The organism is Dactylosporangium maewongense, assembly GCF_039531485.1.
Taxonomy (GTDB): domain Bacteria; phylum Actinomycetota; class Actinomycetes; order Mycobacteriales; family Micromonosporaceae; genus Dactylosporangium; species Dactylosporangium maewongense.
Window position 1 is genome coordinate 780,856 of sequence record NZ_BAAAQD010000001.1, and the last position, 16,826, is coordinate 797,681.

Genomic DNA, 16,826 nt, shown 5'->3' on the forward strand with positions numbered 1-16,826 from the left:
GGGTCTTGATCGGGTGGTGGCGGCGGCGCAGCCAGGCGGCGCGGCTGGAGTGGTACGTGCGGGGCTCCTTCTACGGCCAGCTCACGCTGTCGCCGGTGCTCATCGGCTTCCTGGTGCAGCTGGAGGTGAGCCGCACCGCGCTCGGGGTCGTCGTCGCGGGGTTCGTCGTGCACACCGTCGTGTGCCTGCTGCTCGTGCACGCGGGCATCGGCTCGTACCTGGGGCTGCGGCCCCGCCCGACGGGCCTGATCCTCGCCGGCGGCGCGCTGACCGTCGCCGGCATGGCGCTCGGCTTCCTCGCCTACCCGCACGCGACCCCGGGCCGGCCCGACGGTCCCGCCACCGCCATCCTCATCGTGCTCGTCGTCACGTACGTGACCGCGCTGTGCGCCGCCGTCCGGCCCCGGGTCGTGCTCGCCGTCGTGGTCGGCAGCTGCCTCTTCAGCACCGTCACCAGCAGCGCCGGGGCGGCGATCGCGCTCGGCGCCCTGCTCGTCCCGATCGTCGGCGCGTACCGGGTGTCGCTGTGGATGCTCGGCGTGGTCCGCGAGCTGGACCGCGCCCGGCACGTGCAGGCCGGGCTCGCCGTCGCCGAGGAGCGCCTGCGGTTCGCCCGCGACCTGCATGACGTGGTCGGCCGTACGCTGTCCGTCGTGGCGCTGAAGTCCGAACTGGCCGCGCAGCTCGCCCGCCGGGGCCGTGAGGAGGCGGTGGCGGAGATGCTGGAGGTGCGGCGCATCGCCCAGGACTCGCTCACCGAGCTGCGTGCCGTCGTCGGCGGGTACCGTGCCGCGGACCTCGACGTGGAGCTGGCCGGCGCCCGGGCGCTGCTCGCCTCCGCCGGCATCGAGTGCCGCGTCATCGGCGACGGCGGCGCCCTCCCGGCGGAGCTGCAGGGCACGCTCGGGTGGGTCGTCCGCGAGGGCACCACCAACCTCCTGCGCCACAGCGAGGCCCGCACCTGCGTCGTCACCCTGCGCACCGGCGCCGACGCCGTGACGCTCACGATGACGAACAACGGTGTCCCCGCCTCGGACAAGATCGTGTTCGGCGGCGGGCTGATCGGGCTGACGGAGCGGATCACGGCCCTCGGCGGCACGGTGACCGCGGTCCGCACCCCGCCGGACGGCTTCCAGCTGCTCGTCTCGCTGCCGCTGCTGTCGGCCGCTCCGGCGGTGGCCGCGTGATCCGGCTGCTGGTCGTGCTGCCGCTGCTGCCGGCCGCTCCGGCCGGTGGCCGCGTCGCGTTGCCGCTCCTGCCGGCCGCTCCGGCGGTGGCCGCGTGATCCGGGTGCTGCTGGCCGACGACGAGCACCTGATCCGGGGTGCGATCGCGGCGCTGCTCAGCCTCGAGGACGACATGGAGGTCGTCGCGCAGGCCGCCACCGGCGCCGAGGCGCTCAGCCTCGCCCGCGCCCTGCACCCGGACGTCGCCGTCCTGGACCTCCAGCTCCCCGACCTCGACGGCGTGACGGTCGCCACCACCCTGCACGCCGAGGTGCCCACCTGCCGCACGATGATCGTCACCAGTCACGGGCTGCCCGGCCACCTTAAGCGCGCCCTCACCGGCGGCGTGCGCGGTTTCCTCGCCAAGACCGTCGCCGCCGAGGTCCTCGCCACCGTGGTCCGCACCGTGCACGCCGGCGGCCGGTACGTCGACCCGCAGCTCGCCGCCGAGGCCATCAGCGCCGGCGACAGCCCCCTTACCGCCCGCGAGGCCGACGTGCTGCGGCTGGCCGGCGACGGCGCCCCCGTCGACGAGATCGCCCGCCGCGCCGCGCTCTCCCCGGGGACCGTCCGCAACTACCTCTCCTCGGCCGTCACCAAGACCGGCGCCGCCAACCGCCACGAGGCGGCCCGCATCGCCCGCGGGCGCGGCTGGATCTGAGGCGGCACGCACGATCTGCCGTCTTCAACAACTGACCCACCCCGGCCGGCTGCCGGAGTTACTGGTACGACTCCGGCAGCCGGCTGGCCGGGTGCGCCCACGCGAGCACGTTGGGAAGGCCCTGCTTGTCGAAGAACGCGACGATCTCCGGGTCGGTGTGGCGCAGGCTGAAGTGGGTCAGCACGAACGTGGTCGCCGGGTTGGCCTCGACGACCGGGCGCAGCTCGCTCCACACGGTGTGGCCGATGCGGCGGGCCCGCTCCAGCTGGTCGTCGCCGAGGAACGTGCACTCGGTGACGACGACCGGGTGGTCCAGCAGCCACGGCGACCGGGTGAAGACGTCGGGCCGGGTGTCGCCGAGGAACGCGACCAGCGGCGTCACCACCTCGTGGTCGATCTCGACGCCCTCGCGGCGCTTCGCGGCGAGGAGTCGGCCGTCGGCCTTCAACGCCTCGAACTCGGGCTTGATCGCCCGCTTCACCGACGAGATCGCGAAGCCGACGCACGGCACCTTGTGCTCGCAGTCGACGACCCTGACCCGGTGCGCGCCGCGCTTGCCGATGCTGAACTCGTCGCCGCCGCGGACGCCGTGCAGCCGCGCCGCCGGGGCGAGCGACGGGTCGTAGGCGGCGTTGTGGTTCAGCTCGCTCGTCGCGCGGATGTAGCCCTCCGCGTACGGGACCGCGGCCGCCGGCAGGTAGATGTCGACGCCGGTCTCCTTGACCGCGACGTAGTCGAGGTCCTTGCTGTGGTCCATGTGCGTGTGGGTCAGGAAGACCGTGTCCGGCTGCCAGCCCTCGACGAGCCCGCAGTCGACGCCCGTCTTCAGCTCCGGCAGCAGGAAGAACGTCTTGTCGTTGGACCGGGAGTAGCCGCTCATGGTGATGCCCGCGCCGGGGATCGCCCACGACTTCCACTGCCGGAAGGGGTGCCCGCGGTCGAGCAGCTCGGCGTGCGGCATGACGCTCCCCTCCGGTCGGTGTCCAATGTCGACGGTACCGGCGGCGGCAACCCGATTAGCGCGGCAGCGTCTACGCTGGGCGGCATGAGCGAGCTTCCCGAGCGGGTGGACCACCGGCAGCTCCGCGCGTCCGACGCGGACCGGGAGCAGGTCGCCGAGGTCCTGCGCACCAGCGCCGCCGAGGGCCGGCTGGACCTGGACGAGCTCGACGAGCGGCTGCGCACCGTGTACGCCTCCCGCACGTACGCCGACCTGGAGCCGCTCCTCGCTGACCTGCCGGCCCACTCATCGGCCAAGGTCAACCTGGACGGCGTCCAGCCGCCGCGCCCCGGCGACGTGGCCGAGCGCAGTGGCGCGGTCGCGGTCATGAGCGGCTTCCACCGCCGCGGCGCCTGGATCCCGCCGCGCCTCTTCACCTGCCTGGCATTCTGGGGCGGCGGCACCATCGACCTGCGCGACGCCCGCTTCCTGTACGGCGACCTGAAGATCCGCGCGTTCGCCGTCATGGGCGGCGTGGACGTGATCGTCCCCGACGACGCCGCGGTCGAGGTCACCGGCATGGGCGTGATGGGCGGCTTCGACCACGGCGCCGCCACCGCCGGCCGCCACGGCGCCCCCCGCATCGTCGTCACGGGCTTCGCCTTTTGGGGCGGCGTCATAGTCCGCCGCAAGGACCGCAAGCACAAGGACTGACCCACCCGGCCGGTTGGTGCACGGCGGCCCAGCCCTGAAGGTCGGGGGAGAGACGGACCGCCGTCAAACGACCGGCAACTCCGTGCCCTGGTTGATCATGACTGCATAGGTCTACCTGACCTGTCCGGCGTCGGTCCCGTCGTCGCTCTCCTCGCCGTCTGGTCCCACGGCCGCATCCTCAGCGAAGCCGCGTTCGGCGGGATTACTCCACTCTCTGCCGCGTCCGGCCGCACCACCTGCCACCATCTCAACCGCAGCGGCAGGACCTTCAACGTCGCTCTTCACGACATCGTCACCATCGCCGTCGCATAAACCGCCCCGCCGCTGAGTGCCGAACTCCTTCGAAGATCGAAGGACGGATCCGGTCGTCCGGGCGACCAGATCCGTCATTCGATCATGGTCCGGCTCCCCGGTGACGAGAGTCGGTTGGACATATGCGAAATGTCGGATAAATTCGGGCGCTTGCGCCTGGATTTATCCGGGGTAGGGGCCGTCTCGGGGGCGGAGGGCGGCTTGCCGCGTCGGTGGGGGCGTTGGCCTTGGTTGGGAGGGTGGGTCAGGTGGTGCGGGTGTGGAGCATGCGGCGGACGACGTCGATGCGTTCGGTCATGTACTTGGCGACCACCGGTGCCGCGTCGGCGGTGACGGTCTCGGCGCGGCGCAGGTAAGGCTCGTCGACGCCGTGCAGCGGGAAGAGACGGTTCGCGAACACCATCGCCGGGGTCATCCCGCCGCGGTGCAGTTGCGGCGCGAGCTCCAGGTACCTGGCGGCGAACGGCGCGAGCGTCGCGTCCTGGCCCGGGCGCCAGAAGGCCGCCATGACGGTCTTGACCTCGTTGATCGGCACCGAGCGGTCGACGACCACGGCCTGCCAGACGGACTCCTTCACCGCCGGGTCGGGCGACGCCGCGCGGACCCCGGTGGCCCGGACCCAGGCGTCGGGGTCGGGGTCCACGCCGAGCAGCGCGTCGATGTCGGCGTCGACGGTGCCGCCCAGCTCGGCCGCCCGGGCGAGGGCGCGCCACCGCAGGTCCACGTCGTCGCCGGCCCGGGAGCGCAGCCACGCGACCTCGTCGAGGTCGGCGGCGGTGCGGGCGAGGGTACGCAGCGCCACCTGCGCCTGGTCGGGCTGCTCGGCGAGCTTGCGGCAGGTCGCGGCGACCGCTTCGACCAGCGATGGGCGGTCGGCGTCCGGCGACCACCGCTCGGCCACGTCGGCGGCGAGCGTCAGGTACGGCTCGATGACCGACCCCGACGTCTCGGCGAGCAGCACGCCGGTGAGGCAGCGCACCGCCTCCGCCGCGGACGCCTCGCCGGTGAGCAGCATGTCCCAGACGGTGGCGACGGCGACCCCACGGGAGATGGCGCTCGGCAGCGCCGTCGCGGCCGGGAAGGGGGAGGGGCGGGTCGTGGCGAAGGTCAGGTCCTCGTCGTTGACCAGGTACAGGTCGGCGCCGGAGGGCAGGTCGACGGGGGTCGTGGGGCCGGCGATCTCGACCTGGACGAGGGCGGTCCGCTCCAGCCGCTCGCCGCCGTCGCCGCGGTACGCGCCGACCGCCAGGACCTGCGGGCGCGGAGGGCCGTCGGGGCCGCGGGCGTCCAGGACGAAGCCGTCGCCGGTGTGGCGCAGCGTGATCCGGTCGGTGCCGGCGGTCTCCAGCCAGCCGGTCCGCCACGCGTTCAGGTCCCGGCCGCTCGCCGCGCCGAGCGTGTCGATGAGGTCCTGCAGGGTGGTGTTGCTCCAGGCGTACCGCGCGAAGTAGGTGGCCATGCCGGCCTCGAAGTCCGCCTCGCCGACGTATCGCATCAGCTGGTGCAGCACCGACGCGCCCTTCGGGTAGGTGATCGCGTCGAAGATGGACATCGCCTGCGCGACGTCGTGGATCGGCTGGCGGATCGGGTGCGTCGCCGGGCCCTGGTCGGCGAGGTACGCCAGGAGCTTGCCCTCGGCGAGGTGGCCGGCCCACGCGTCGGTGAACTCGGTCGCCCGCTCCGCCGCCCAGTTGCAGGCGAACTCGGCGAACGCCTCGTTGAGCCACAGGTCGTCCCACCAGCGCATCGTGACGATGTTGCCGAACCACATGTGCGCCATCTCGTGCAGCAGCACCTTCGCGCGCAGCTCCCGCTCCGCCGGGGTGGGCGCCGACCGGTACATGAACGAGTCGGACCACGTGACGCAGCCGTAGTTCTCCATCGCGCCGCCGAACTCGGGGACGAAGACCTGGTCGTACCGGCGCTGCGGGAACGGCATCCGGAACACCTCGCCGTAGAAGGCGAGCCCCTGCCGGGTCAGCGCGAAGAGCTCGTCGGCGTCGCGGTCGAGCACGGCCGCCAGGGAGCGGCGGGTGAGCAGCCCGAGGTCGTGCCCGTCGACGTCGCGGCGCACCTCGTGGAACGGTCCGGCGTTGACGACCGTGTTGTACACCGACAGCGGCGGCGTCGCGGGGAACTGCCACCGGCGCGCGGCACCGGCGGTGGTGACGACCGGGTCGCCGCTGTTGCTCACGACCGTCCACTGTGGTGGCGCGAGCACCGTGAACTGGTGCGGCGCCTTCAGGTCCGGCTGGTCGAAGCACGCCCACACGAAGTGCGCCTCGTCGGGCTCGAACGACGTCCACACGTAGATCTCGCCGTCGGCGGGGTCGACCGCCTTGTGCACGCCCTCGCCGTCCTTGGTCTCCGCCTGTACGGTCTCGACCCGCAGGTGGTTGGTCGCCTCGAGGCCCGGCAACGGGATCCGGCCGTCCTCGGCGGGCGGCAGCGGGACGCCGTTGAGCTCGGCGCTGACGACCTCGGCGGCGCAGTCGACGAAGCTCTGCGAGCCCGGCTCGCGGCACGTGAACCGCACCTGCGACACGCACCGCACCCGCGGCCCTGACGGCAGCCCGGTGAGATCGATGTCGATCGCGTAGTGCTCGACGGCCAGCAGCGCGGCCCTGTGCTCGGCTTCGACCTGCGTCAGGCTCGGGTTGCTCATCCGCCGATCCTAAGGCGTGGACAGATTGCCAGCATGACCATTACTGGCCTGGTGGCTGCCGTGACGCCGTACAGCTGAACGAGCGGGCGGGGTGATCAGGCGCCGCGGTCAGCGCCGGCGCGCTCCGCCGCCACGTGGAAGAAGTCGCCGCCCTTGCGGCGCGCGTCGTCGGTGCCCCACGCGCGCTCCTCGGCGGTGACCTTGCGCAGCCGCGGGATGTGTTTCGCGCAGTGGATGTACGCCTCGTCGACGTGCAGGTTGACCCACCGCTCGGCCCGGCGCCCCGGCACGGTGTCGCTCGGCAGGCCGGGGAACGCCCGGCGCATCTCGGCGTCGGGCACGATCGTGGCGCGCCCGTTGATGTGCAGGCCGATCACGTCGCGCAGGAAGTCGACGAAGACGAGGCCGACGTGGGGGTTCTCCACGATGTTGCCGAGGCTCGCCATCACGCCGTTGCCGCGGTACTCCGGCCAAGCGACCCGTCCCGGCCCGAGCACCTGCACGAACCCCGGCGGCCCGGCGCGGAACGTGCAGTCGCAGTGCCCGAGCGCACTCGCCGTCGCGACGAACATCATCTCCTGCCGGCCGACGAAGTCCACCATGTCGGCGTTCAGCTCCGGCAGCACCTGCTGCTGGTAGAACCGCTCCGCCCGCTCGACGGTCCCGAACCGGGACTGCAGCAGGTGCTCGCCCGCGGTCCCCGGCAAGTGTGTGCTGGCCATCGTGTCCACCGCTGCCTCCAACGTCGACCCCCGAAGATCGCAGTGTTCCACGCGCACAACCGTCCCGTCGCACACCGTGTACGTCGGTGCCGCCCCCACCGGGCCGGTTGCCGGCGCCCCCGTCACAGGCGTCCCAGCGGCCACGGCACCGCACCGGCGTCGCGGTGGTGCGCTCGTGGCGCTACCTCTCCGCACCTGGCTGCAACTCACCTGTCGGGCGATCGGTCCGATGTCAGGAAGCGTCGGAGGTCGGCGGTCGTTCAGGCACGAGGGGGAGCTTCATGGCGAAGGACGAGAAGGACAAGGCGGCGACGGAGGAAGCCCCCAAGAAGGGCGGCAAGAAGAAGCTCATCATGATCCTCGCGATCGTCCTGGTCGCGCTCGCCGGTGGTGGCGCCGGCGGGTACTTCATGTTCGCGCCGAAGAAGGCGACGGCCGAGGTCCTCGTGGCCGGGGTCGTCGTGCCGCTGGACGCGATCACGATCAACCTCGCCGACGGGCACTACCTGAAGCTGAAGATGACGCTGCAGGCGACCGACAAGGCGGCCGAGGCCCCGGACGGCAGCAAGGCGCTGGACGCCGCGATCTCGCTGTTCAGCAACATGGACTCCAAGGAGCTGCTGACCACCGACGGCCGCGAGAAGTACAAGGCGCAGCTCAAGGAGAAGGTCGTCGCGGCCTACACGGTCAAGAAGGAGAAGGAGGTCATGGACGTGTACTACACCACGTTCGTGATCCAGTAGCGGGCTCCGGCTCAGGCGGACGGGCGGCGCAGCGTGAGGTACGGCACGGCGCCCGGCTCGGGCTCGTAGCGGTCCACCTCGGCGAAGCCGCGCGCCTCGGCGAACCGGACACCGGCGGTGTTGGCAGCCCAGACCACCGTCTCGACTGCGTCGGGGGCCTGCTCGGCGGCCTGGCGCATCGCCCGCTCGTACAGTGCCGAACCCAGCCCACGACCGCGCCACTGCGGCAGCACCCGGACGATCACCGTGGACGCCCCGCCGCCGGCCTCGGGCGGGCGGACCGTGGTGCAGCCGACCAGCACGTCACCGTCGTAGGCGACCTCCAGCAGGTATCTGCCGACCCGTTCGCGCGCCTCGTCGGTGGACATCGCGGCGTCCGGCACGACCGCGTTGTGCACCAGCCGCCAGTCCTCGAGCGTGGCGTCGTCGGTGACCGGTCCGATCCGCAGGCTCGACATGGCCGCGACCATACGGCAACGGCGCCCGGCACGATGGCCGGGCGCCGTTGAAGCCAGCGCTGAACGTCTGCTCAGAGCGCGCGGCGGCCCCGGCCGGAGATGCCGGCCACCAGCGCCACACCGACGGCGGCGAGCAGCACCTGCACGACGAGCTCGCCCCAGTCGACACCGGGGGTGTCGGTCGCGATGCCGATCGCGTTCGCCAGGACGGTGCCCAGCAGCGCGGCGACGACACCGACGACCATGGTCAGCAGGATCGACATGTGCTGCCGGCCCGGGACCACGAGCCGCCCGAGCGCACCCACGATCAGTCCGACGATCAGCGCGGTGATGATCCCAGTGACGGTCATTGCTCCTCCTGAACTCGTTGCTTCCTGTGTGCCTCGGCCCTGCTCCCGCTCCGCCTCGGCTCTGCCTCAGTGATGCCCGTGCGTCCCTGATCCGAAACCGATCGCACCCGCCCTCGATCGGGACGGCACAACTCCGGCATATCGGCTATCGTTACGCGTCTATGAGAGTCCTTGCTGTCGTCGCCGCCGGAGTCACCGTCGCCGCGACCCTGGTCACCGCCACCACCAGCGCGTCCGCCGCGGCGGCGCCGGCCACGCTGCCCGCCGGCCAGTTCACGCTGTCGGCGAACTACCACCAGTTCGACGCGGTGAACTCGGCCCTGGTGTCCACGCTGGGCACCGCGGCCGTGCACACCGTCATGGACAACGCCAACCACGACCGGACCGGGATCACCGACTCGCTGGGGATCAGCTACGAGACCGGCTTCTCGTTCGACTCCGGCGACGACAACGACTGCACCAACTACCCGCAGGGCATCACCACCAGCCGGGACGCCATCGGCACCGCCAACAGCGGCAACTACGACGGCCACCAGCTGATCCTGGTCAGCTGGTACACCAAGGACGGCTGCGACGGGGCGTCCTCGCGCAGCCGGATCACGCTCGTGGACTGGGACGCCACGTATCCCAACAAGTACCGCAAGGTCCTGCTGGTCGAGCCGACCGGCACGACGGCCGCCCCCGACTTCAAGGACATCAAGATCCACGCCGGCGGCGTCTCGTGGTTCGGCGACTACCTGTACGTCGCCGACACCGGCCGCGGCATGCGGGTCTTCGACATGCGCAAGATCCTGAAGACGAACACGGGCGGGACCGCCGCGCAGATCGGCCGGCAGAACGCGACCACCTACTACGCGCACAACTACGCGTACGTGCTGCCCCAGATCGGCACGATCACCGCGGCGACCACGTCGGGCACGAACCTGGCCTGGTCGTCCATCTCGCTGGACCGGGTCAGCCGGTCGATCGTCATGACCGAGTACACGTGCGCCTCCGGCTGCGCCGACTACCCCAACCGGCCCCCGCGGGCGGTGCGCTTCCCGTTCGCCGCCGGCGTCACCACGTTCGCCGCGAGCACCACGGCCAGCCAGGCGCTGCAGCTTCCCTGGTACAAGCTGAACGGCGTCGCCTCGCACAACAACCGCTGGTGGTTCAACTCGTCCGGCGCCAAGCAGCTGTACTACTGGACGCCGTCGGCGGGCTCACACACGTATGCGTGGGTCAGCGGCGGCGAGAGCATCAGCTACTGGGAGGACGCGACCGAGGCGGACCTGCTGTGGTCGCTGCAGGAGCAGGTCGGGCACCGCAACGTGTTCGCCGTCAAGCAGGCCGACTTCGACGGGTAATTCGTTGTACGGCGGGCGGGGCGCCTTCCTACCCTGGGCGGACCATGTCGACCACCAAGCGGCCCGATCCGCGCCTCGCCCGCACCGACGACTCCTGGCTGACCCTGCCCAACCCGCACGGCGTGCCCGTGGAGATCTGCGCCGCGCCCGACGTGCCGATCGAGTCCGCGGTGGTCGACGAGCTGCTCACCGTCGTGGAGACGGCGGCCACGCTTGACGCCATGGGCGCCCGGCTGGACCGGGTCGTGTGCACCCCCGACTTCCACAAGGGCGCCGGGATCCCGATCGGCACGGTCCTGCAGACGACCGGAGCCCTCATCCCGCAGGCGGTCGGTAACGACATCAACTGCGGCATGCGGGTCGAAGCCACGTCACTGACCGTCGACCGGGTCCGGCCGCACCTGGACCGCCTCGAGCAGCACCTGCGGCACCTGTTCTTCGAGGGCGGCCGGCGCATCGGCCTCACCCCCGCGCACCGCGAGGGCCTGCTCCGCGACGGCCTGCCGGGCCTGCTGTCCGCCGGTGTCCCGTCCGGCGCGGAGGGCGCCTGGGCGCAGGTCCGCCCCGACGACCTCGCCCCGGACAACCTGCACGCCGCCGGCCACCCGGTCGCCTCCGCCGCCGGTTTCGACGACTGGATCACCAGCGGCGGCGGCACCAGCTACGACAGCATCATCGGCAGTGTCGGCGGCGGCAACCACTTCGCCGAGCTGCAGTACGTCTCGGAGATCCACGACGGCGCGGCCGCCTACGCCTGGGGCCTCGCCCCGGGACGGGTGGTGCTCATGGTGCACACGGGGTCGCTCTCGCTCGGCCACCAGGCCAACTCCACCGGCCAGGACCAGGCCCGCGCCCTGTGGCCGCGGGGCGTGCCGATGCCCCGCAACCGCATCCTGCCCATGCTGCTGACCGACGAGGGCTCCGCCCGCATCGGGAAGTACCTGACGGCGTTCGCCAACGCGGCCAACTTCGCCATCGGCAACCGCTTCTTCCTGGCCCTGATGATGCGGGCCGGCCTCGCCGCCGTCGCCGGACAGGTCGATTCGCGGCTGGTGTACGAGTCGCCGCACAACCTCCTGTGGCCCTCGCCCGACGGCACCGTCGTGCACCGCAAGGGCGCCACCCCCGCCGCGGGCCCCGGCGACACGACCCCGTGGGGCGAGCCGGTCATCGTGCCGGGCTCGATGGGCGCCCCCAGCCACCTGCTGCGCGGCCTCGGCAACCCGCGCGCCCTGCAGAGCGCCTGCCACGGCGCCGGCCGTAGCGTCCCGCGCGGCTCCGCCTCCCGCGGCAGCGACGCCGAGCTCGACGCGTTCCTGGACGAGTTCCGCGTGGTGACCCCGCTGAACCACCGCGACCCGGCCCTCGCCGGCCGCCGCGACATCCTCGACGCCTGGCGCCGCGACCTCAAACAGGAGGCACCCTGGGCGTACAAGGAGGTCGGCCCGGTCGTCCGCACCCTGGAGACCGCGGGCGTGGCCACCCCGGTCGCCGAGCTCCGCCCCCTCCTCACCGTCAAGGGCTGACCGGACCCTGCCGGCCGGTGGTCGGCGGAACTCAGGCCAGGGACTGCTCGACCCAGCGGCGCAGGACGGTGGCGTTGGCGGCGCCGGACTGGCGGGCGACGACCTTGCCGTCCTTGACGATCATCAGGGTGGGGACGGCGCGGACGTCGAAGCGGCGGGACAGGCCAGGGGCCTTGTCGATGTCGACCTTCACGAGCTTGACCGTGCCGGCGAGCTCGGTGGCGACCTGCTCCAGGGCGGGGCTCACCGCGCGGCACGGGCCGCACCAGGTCGCCCACAGGTCGACGAGGACGGGGGTCGACGAGCGCTCGGCGACCTCGGCGAACGTGTCGTCGCCCGCGTCGACGATCCACGGCAGCTTCGCGCCGCAGCTGCCGCAGGCGGGTCTGCCCGACGCCGCCGCCGGGACCCGGTTCCGTTTGCCGCACGCCGCGCATGCCACGATGCTGCCCGCCACTGGTCACTCCCGTTCGCTCAGGACCCATCAGGTGCAAGCGCCGCTCGTACCGGCGAAATTCCCGCGACGGCGAGGGCGTCAGGCCGCGCGGAGCTTGCGGACGGCGAGGGTCACCGCGCCGGCGGCGAGCAGGACGCCGACGGCGGTGCCGGCCGGGGCACTGAAGCGGTCGACCTGCTGCCAGCGCTCGGCGAGCATCCAGCCGGCCCCGATGAACAGCGCGTTCCACACGCCCGAGCCGGCGGTGGTCAGCAGCACGAACTTCGGCAGCCGCATCCGCTCGATCCCCGCCGGGATCGACACGAGGCTGCGCAGCACCGGCACGCACCGCGACAGGGCCACGAACCAGGACCCGTGCCGCTGGAAGAGCCGCCGGCCGCGCTCCAGGTCGCGCTGCCCGGCGAGCAGGAACCAGCGGCGCCCCGCGAGCCGGTGCAGCCGCTCATACCCGAGGCGGGCGCCGAGCCAGTAGAGCAGCAGCGACCCGGCGACTGCCCCGGCGGTCGCGCACAGCCAGACGAGCGCCGGGTGCATGGCGCCGGCCCGCGCCCGGAAGCCCGCGAGGGGCAGGATCAGCTCCGACGGGATCGGCGGGACGAGGGTCTCCAGGGCGATGAGCAGCCCGACCCCGACAGGCCCCAGCTGGTCGATGACGGCGAAGATCCAGTCTGTCATCGCAGTGAGCCTACCCGCGGACGGCCTCAGACGCGGGTCGCCATGGGGCCGCCGAGCCAGGCGACGGCGTCGGTGAGGGCGGCGACCGGATCGACGTCGGCGCCGCGGCTGTCCGCATACGCGCGGTGCAGGTTGGGCACGATCCGCTCCGCGTCGGCCCAGCCCGCGAACTCGCCGAGGTCACAGGCGCGGGCGGCCTCCAGCGGGGTCAGCCCGGCCCGCAGGCCCGCGTCGGCGGTGTCGAGGACGAGTCGCAGGTACCGGCGGATCCGGTCGAACACAGGATCGATGTCGGCGGCGGTGAGCAGCGGCCCGTGGCCCGGGACGAGATGGTCGGGTCCGAACGCGGCGAGCCAGTCCAGGGCCGCGATCGCGCCGGTGACGGAGCCCATGAACACCAGCGGGGTGAGCCCGTTGAAGACGAGGTCGCCGGCGAAGAGGACCCGCTCCTCGGGCAGCCACGCGACGAGGTCGCCGGTCGTGTGCGCGGGCCCGCCGGGGTGCACGACGTCGACCCGACGCTGTCCGATGTGGACGGTGAGCCGGTCCTGCACGGTGATGTCGGGGAGCCGGCGGGTGACGGCGCCCCAGTCGGGGACGGGCTGCCACAGCGGCGGGCAGCCGTCGATGACCGGGTCGACGCGCAGCCCTTCGCGCATGTGCTCGTGGCCGACGATGACGGTGGCGGCGGGCAGGAGGCTGTTGCCATACGTGTGGTCGCCGTGCAGGTGCGTGTTGACGGCGAGGCGGATCGTGCCGCCGCCGGTCGCGTCGTGCACGGCGGCGAGGAAGCGCCTGGTGCGGGTCTCGGTCGCGCACGTGTCGACCAGCAGGACCTGGTCACCGCCGGCGACGACGCCCGCGTTGTTGAGCCACCACGTGCCGTCGGGCTGGACCCACGCGTGCACCCCGGGCACGACCTCGTGCAGCGTCATGCCCCGCAGCGTACCGCCACCGGAATGACGCCGAAAAGTCCCGCAACGTCCCGGAAAGCCCAGAAAGGCCCGGAACGGGGGCTAGCGTCGCAGCGGGATCTGGCCGGGGGTGACGAGGCCGAGCCTGACCAGGTCGAAGTCCAGGTCGCGCTCCCACTCCACCCGCGGCGCCACGAGCGGGCTGCCGCTCTGCGCGAAGGTCAGGTGCGCGGCCCCGCTCGCCGAGCCCAGGAACAGGCCCGGGCGGCGGCTGGCGCCGAACCCGCCGAGCGTCTCCAGGCGCCGCGGGCGCTGCCCGTCGACGACCGACCCCGCCCAGCGCCAGGGGGCCGCGTCGGCCATGAGGGCGGTCGCGTTGGTGGTCCACTTGTCGGTCCACTCCCGCAGCCGGAAGCTCTCCGGCAGCCCCCGCAGCACGCGCGCGGTGGCCCGGTCGGTGGTGACGCCGCACATGTCCAGGGCGTCCATGGCGTGCCCGGCCAGCAGCGCGTCGACGACCGCGCCGGCGTTGGGCGCATCGCCCCACAGCTCGTCGACGCCGGTGGCGGGGGACTGCCAGTATTGCGGCATCCGGTCCCAGCGGTGATGTGCCGCCGCGCCGGCCACCCGCGTGAGGCCCGCCCGCAGGCCACCGCCGGGGACGACGCCGACCGCGAGCCAGATGCCCTTGCCCGCCGGTTTCGCCGGCGGCGCGATCTCCCGCAGCAGCACCTGGACGCGACCGGCGAGCCGGCCACCGGTCCGGTCGCGCGGGAACCACCACCGGATCCCGGGCAGGAACAGCCCCGCGACGGTCTCGTCGAGGTCCTCCAGCTGCCGCTCCGACAGCACCGACAGCAGCGCGGGGTCGAGCGCCACGTCGACGGGGACCCGGTCGCTGGTCAGCTTCGACGTCGCCAGCCGCTGCAGCCGGGCCCGGCGGCGGCCCTCGGGCTCGAGGGCGGGGACGACGGCCCAGGTCGCCTCCCACTGCGCCCACTCCTCGACGGCGGCGACGACGTCCTCGGGGAACACCGAGTGGAACTGGCCGGACGGCACCGCGAGCGGGTCGCCGTGCTCCAGCGGCTGCGCGTCGCTCTGGCGGCGCTCGTAGAACGCGGCGGTGAAGCCGAGCACGGCCGCCGGGTCCGGCAGGGCGTCCACCTGCTCCCAGTCGCCGACGCGCTCACCGGGCCGGATGTCGGCGACGGTCACGACCGCGTAGGCCTCCTCGCCCGGCATCCGCACCCAGGCGCCCGGCTCCACCGGACTCGCCGACCACTGGCGCGGCGCCTGGCGGACCACCGGCTCCAGGCCGGACCGGCGCAACGCGTCGACAGCTGCGGTCAGGGACGTCTCCACGGGGAACACCATAAGGTGAGGTCATGGACGAGCTGCACGGGAGCATGGCGGGACTGGTCGACCGTGGCGCGGTGCCCGGCCTGGTGGCCGCGGTCGCCGGCGCCGACGGGCCGGTCCGGGTCGAGGTGCTCGGCTCGACGTCGACCGGGCCCGACGCGGTGCCGATGCGCCGCGACACGCCGGTCCGGCTGACGTCGGTGACGAAGCCGATGGTCGCCGCGGCCGCGATGACGCTGGTCGAGGACGGTCTGCTCGCCCTCGACGAGCCCGTCGACCGGCTGCTGCCGGAGCTCGCCGGCCCGCGGGTGCTGCGCCGCCCCGACGGCGACGTCGACGACACGGTGCCGGCCCGGCGGGCGATCACCGTCGAGGACGTGCTCACCTACCGCATGGGGCACGGGCTGCTGCTCGACCCGGCCGCCGACCCGCCGATCAACCCGCCGGTGCCGGCCGTCCGGGCCGCCGACGCGCTGGACCTGGCGATCGTCCGGCCCGACCCGAGGACCCCGCTCGACGTCGACGAGTGGATGCGCCGGTTCGCCTCGCTGCCGCTGCTGTTCCAGCCGGGGGAGCGCTGGGCGTACAACTCCAGCGGCCACATCCTGGGAGTGCTGGTCGCGCGGGCGGCCGGGATGCCACTCGGCGACGCGCTGCGGGAGCGGCTGTTCGAACCGCTCGGCATGACCTCCACTGGCTTCTCGCTGCCGCCGGAGCGGGCCGCCGAGCTGCCGGCGGTGTACTTCCAGGGCGTCCGGCAGGCGGACGTGGCGACCGCGGAGGCCTGGACCCGCGAGCCGGCGTTCCCCGACGGCGCCGCCGGGCTGGCATCCACTGTGGACGACGTGGTGGCGTTCGGCCGGCACCTGCTGCGCGGCGGCCCGGCGCTGCGGGCGATGACGGTGAACCGCCTGACGCCGGCCCAGATCGAGGGCGGCGGGATGCTGCTCGGCGGGCACGGCTGGGGCTTCGGCATGGCCGTCCACGCCGACGGCACGTACGGCTGGGACGGCGGCTACGGCACCTCGTGGAGCAACAGCCCGGCGACCGGCACCGTCCGGGTCCTGCTGACCCAGGTGTCCGACGTGCTCTTCGACGGCACCGTGCAGGAGTTCACCCGCCGCGCCCTGGTGTAGCTGGTGTAGCTCGTGTAGCTGGTGCAGCTCGGGTAGCTAGACCCGTCGCGTGCGGCGGCGTGCCGTTGACCGGTGCCGGGTTCGACGGGCCGCGGGCCAGGCGCTTGCGGGCGCGGTTGCCGCACGGGTCGGCCGAGCACCAGCGGCGGGTGCCCGTGTGGGACGCGTCCAGGAACAGCGCCGCGCACGACGGGTCGGCACACGCCCGCACCCGCGCGGCGGCGGGCGACGTGACCAGGTCCAGGGCGTCGCGGGCGACCAGCGCCAGGGTCGCGGTGACCGGGTCGGCGGCCTGCCAGCGCGGCGCGCCACCGGCGTCGAGGAACGGCACCGGCACCGACCGGGCCGCGGCGTCGTTGACCGCGTCGCGCACCTGCGCGGGCGCCGCGGACGCGCCGGCCACGACCAGCGCGTGGACGGCCTCGCGGAGGCGCCACGCGCCGGCGACGATCGCCGCGGGCACGCTGCTGCCGGCCGGCGGCGCGACCGGGCCGAACTGCCGGACCCACGCCGCGAGCGCCGGACCGTCGGGGAGGCCCTCGAACGGCGTGCCGCTGCCACGGTCGCGCAGCGTGTGGACGAAGTCCAGACACAGCCGTCCTGTGCCCTGGCGGAACGACAT

Annotated in this window: 18 protein-coding genes; 7 read left to right on the forward strand and 11 right to left on the reverse strand. The window is 73.2% G+C overall.

Features of this window, described 5'->3' with window-relative positions:
* Positions 1-5: 5 nt before the first annotated feature.
* Together ABD332_RS03385 and ABD332_RS03390 are read left to right on the forward strand one after the other, a co-directional pair.
* Complete coding sequence (locus ABD332_RS03385; protein ID WP_344499364.1) at positions 6-1,187, forward strand: sensor histidine kinase; 1,182 nt, start codon at positions 6-8, stop codon at positions 1,185-1,187.
* Positions 1,188-1,281: 94 nt separating this feature from the next.
* On the forward strand, positions 1,282-1,887 hold the full coding sequence (locus tag ABD332_RS03390) for a response regulator transcription factor (RefSeq protein ID WP_344499366.1): 606 nt from the start codon (positions 1,282-1,284) through the stop codon (positions 1,885-1,887).
* A 58-nt stretch (positions 1,888-1,945) separates the two neighbouring features.
* Here ABD332_RS03390 and ABD332_RS03395 read toward each other — a convergent pair whose 3' ends face one another.
* Entirely contained in the window at positions 1,946-2,848 is a 903-nt protein-coding gene (locus ABD332_RS03395) for an MBL fold metallo-hydrolase (protein ID WP_344499368.1), read from the reverse strand.
* Between the two features lie 84 nt (positions 2,849-2,932).
* On the opposite strand from ABD332_RS03395, the gene ABD332_RS03400 reads away from it, so the two are divergent.
* Entirely contained in the window at positions 2,933-3,541 is a 609-nt protein-coding gene (locus tag ABD332_RS03400; RefSeq protein WP_344499370.1) for a DUF1707 SHOCT-like domain-containing protein, read from the forward strand.
* A gap of 111 nt (positions 3,542-3,652) precedes the next feature.
* Here ABD332_RS03400 and ABD332_RS03405 read toward each other — a convergent pair whose 3' ends face one another.
* The 3 genes from ABD332_RS03405 to ABD332_RS03415 form a co-directional block, all read right to left on the reverse strand.
* On the reverse strand, positions 3,653-3,931 hold the full coding sequence (locus tag ABD332_RS03405) for a hypothetical protein (RefSeq protein ID WP_344499372.1): 279 nt from the start codon (positions 3,929-3,931) through the stop codon (positions 3,653-3,655).
* Between the two features lie 166 nt (positions 3,932-4,097).
* The gene (pepN, locus tag ABD332_RS03410; RefSeq protein WP_344499374.1) at positions 4,098-6,518 is read right to left on the reverse strand and encodes an aminopeptidase N; all 2,421 of its coding nucleotides are present in this window, start codon (positions 6,516-6,518) and stop codon (positions 4,098-4,100) included.
* A gap of 95 nt (positions 6,519-6,613) precedes the next feature.
* Entirely contained in the window at positions 6,614-7,240 is a 627-nt protein-coding gene (locus tag ABD332_RS03415) for a pyridoxamine 5'-phosphate oxidase family protein (RefSeq protein ID WP_344499376.1), read from the reverse strand.
* Between the two features lie 281 nt (positions 7,241-7,521).
* Between ABD332_RS03415 and ABD332_RS03420 the strand changes: the two genes are divergently transcribed.
* Positions 7,522-7,983: a flagellar basal body-associated FliL family protein gene (locus tag ABD332_RS03420; RefSeq protein WP_344499378.1), complete on the forward strand. Its 462-nt coding sequence runs from the start codon at positions 7,522-7,524 to the stop codon at positions 7,981-7,983.
* A gap of 11 nt (positions 7,984-7,994) precedes the next feature.
* Here ABD332_RS03420 and ABD332_RS03425 read toward each other — a convergent pair whose 3' ends face one another.
* Positions 7,995-8,441 (reverse strand): GNAT family N-acetyltransferase, encoded by a 447-nt coding sequence (locus tag ABD332_RS03425; RefSeq protein ID WP_344499380.1) that lies wholly within the window; start codon positions 8,439-8,441, stop codon positions 7,995-7,997.
* A gap of 71 nt (positions 8,442-8,512) precedes the next feature.
* Complete coding sequence (locus ABD332_RS03430; protein ID WP_344499382.1) at positions 8,513-8,791, reverse strand: GlsB/YeaQ/YmgE family stress response membrane protein; 279 nt, start codon at positions 8,789-8,791, stop codon at positions 8,513-8,515.
* 161 nt (positions 8,792-8,952) lie between these two features.
* Here ABD332_RS03430 and ABD332_RS03435 point away from each other — a divergent pair, with 161 nt between their 5' ends.
* Complete coding sequence (locus tag ABD332_RS03435) at positions 8,953-10,137, forward strand: hypothetical protein (protein ID WP_344499384.1); 1,185 nt, start codon at positions 8,953-8,955, stop codon at positions 10,135-10,137.
* Positions 10,138-10,181: 44 nt separating this feature from the next.
* Positions 10,182-11,663 carry an RtcB family protein gene (locus ABD332_RS03440; protein ID WP_344499386.1) on the forward strand — a complete coding sequence of 494 codons (1,482 nt, stop codon included), beginning with the start codon at positions 10,182-10,184 and terminating at the stop codon, positions 11,661-11,663.
* A gap of 31 nt (positions 11,664-11,694) precedes the next feature.
* Here the strand turns inward: ABD332_RS03440 and trxA are convergent, their stop codons facing one another.
* The 4 genes from trxA to ABD332_RS03460 form a co-directional block, all read right to left on the reverse strand.
* Positions 11,695-12,120, reverse strand: a complete 426-nt coding sequence (gene trxA, locus ABD332_RS03445; RefSeq protein WP_344499388.1) for a thioredoxin — start codon at positions 12,118-12,120, stop codon at positions 11,695-11,697.
* A gap of 78 nt (positions 12,121-12,198) precedes the next feature.
* Complete coding sequence (locus tag ABD332_RS03450) at positions 12,199-12,795, reverse strand: DedA family protein (RefSeq protein ID WP_344499390.1); 597 nt, start codon at positions 12,793-12,795, stop codon at positions 12,199-12,201.
* A 26-nt stretch (positions 12,796-12,821) separates the two neighbouring features.
* On the reverse strand, positions 12,822-13,730 hold the full coding sequence (locus ABD332_RS03455) for an MBL fold metallo-hydrolase (protein ID WP_344499392.1): 909 nt from the start codon (positions 13,728-13,730) through the stop codon (positions 12,822-12,824).
* A gap of 81 nt (positions 13,731-13,811) precedes the next feature.
* A complete protein-coding gene (locus tag ABD332_RS03460) occupies positions 13,812-15,071 on the reverse strand; it encodes a hypothetical protein (protein ID WP_344499394.1) in 1,260 nt (419 codons plus the stop codon).
* A 23-nt stretch (positions 15,072-15,094) separates the two neighbouring features.
* Between ABD332_RS03460 and ABD332_RS03465 the strand changes: the two genes are divergently transcribed.
* Positions 15,095-16,204, forward strand: a complete 1,110-nt coding sequence (locus ABD332_RS03465) for a serine hydrolase domain-containing protein (protein WP_344499396.1) — start codon at positions 15,095-15,097, stop codon at positions 16,202-16,204.
* Here ABD332_RS03465 and ABD332_RS03470 read toward each other — a convergent pair.
* The gene (locus tag ABD332_RS03470) at positions 16,182-16,826 is read right to left on the reverse strand and encodes a CGNR zinc finger domain-containing protein (RefSeq protein ID WP_344499398.1); all 645 of its coding nucleotides are present in this window, start codon (positions 16,824-16,826) and stop codon (positions 16,182-16,184) included. The two genes, ABD332_RS03465 and ABD332_RS03470, sit on opposite strands and share 23 nt — an antisense overlap.

Bases quoted from the DNA above. Each gene is read 5' to 3' on its own strand.
- ABD332_RS03405 (WP_344499372.1), bottom strand. From the start codon at position 3,931: ATGACGGATCTGGTCGCCCGGACGACCGGATCCGTCCTTCGATCTTCG.
- ABD332_RS03435 (WP_344499384.1), top strand. From the start codon at position 8,953: ATGAGAGTCCTTGCTGTCGTCGCCGCCGGAGTCACCGTCGCCGCGACC.
- ABD332_RS03420 (WP_344499378.1), top strand. From the start codon at position 7,522: ATGGCGAAGGACGAGAAGGACAAGGCGGCGACGGAGGAAGCCCCCAAG.
- ABD332_RS03400 (WP_344499370.1), top strand. From the start codon at position 2,933: ATGAGCGAGCTTCCCGAGCGGGTGGACCACCGGCAGCTCCGCGCGTCC.
- ABD332_RS03465 (WP_344499396.1), top strand. From the start codon at position 15,095: ATGGACGAGCTGCACGGGAGCATGGCGGGACTGGTCGACCGTGGCGCG.
- ABD332_RS03415 (WP_344499376.1), bottom strand. From the start codon at position 7,240: ATGGCCAGCACACACTTGCCGGGGACCGCGGGCGAGCACCTGCTGCAG.
- ABD332_RS03470 (WP_344499398.1), bottom strand. From the start codon at position 16,826: ATGTCGTTCCGCCAGGGCACAGGACGGCTGTGTCTGGACTTCGTCCAC.
- ABD332_RS03425 (WP_344499380.1), bottom strand. From the start codon at position 8,441: ATGTCGAGCCTGCGGATCGGACCGGTCACCGACGACGCCACGCTCGAG.
- ABD332_RS03430 (WP_344499382.1), bottom strand. From the start codon at position 8,791: ATGACCGTCACTGGGATCATCACCGCGCTGATCGTCGGACTGATCGTG.
- pepN (WP_344499374.1), bottom strand. From the start codon at position 6,518: ATGAGCAACCCGAGCCTGACGCAGGTCGAAGCCGAGCACAGGGCCGCG.
- ABD332_RS03455 (WP_344499392.1), bottom strand. From the start codon at position 13,730: ATGACGCTGCACGAGGTCGTGCCCGGGGTGCACGCGTGGGTCCAGCCC.
- ABD332_RS03440 (WP_344499386.1), top strand. From the start codon at position 10,182: ATGTCGACCACCAAGCGGCCCGATCCGCGCCTCGCCCGCACCGACGAC.
- ABD332_RS03450 (WP_344499390.1), bottom strand. From the start codon at position 12,795: ATGACAGACTGGATCTTCGCCGTCATCGACCAGCTGGGGCCTGTCGGG.
- ABD332_RS03395 (WP_344499368.1), bottom strand. From the start codon at position 2,848: ATGCCGCACGCCGAGCTGCTCGACCGCGGGCACCCCTTCCGGCAGTGG.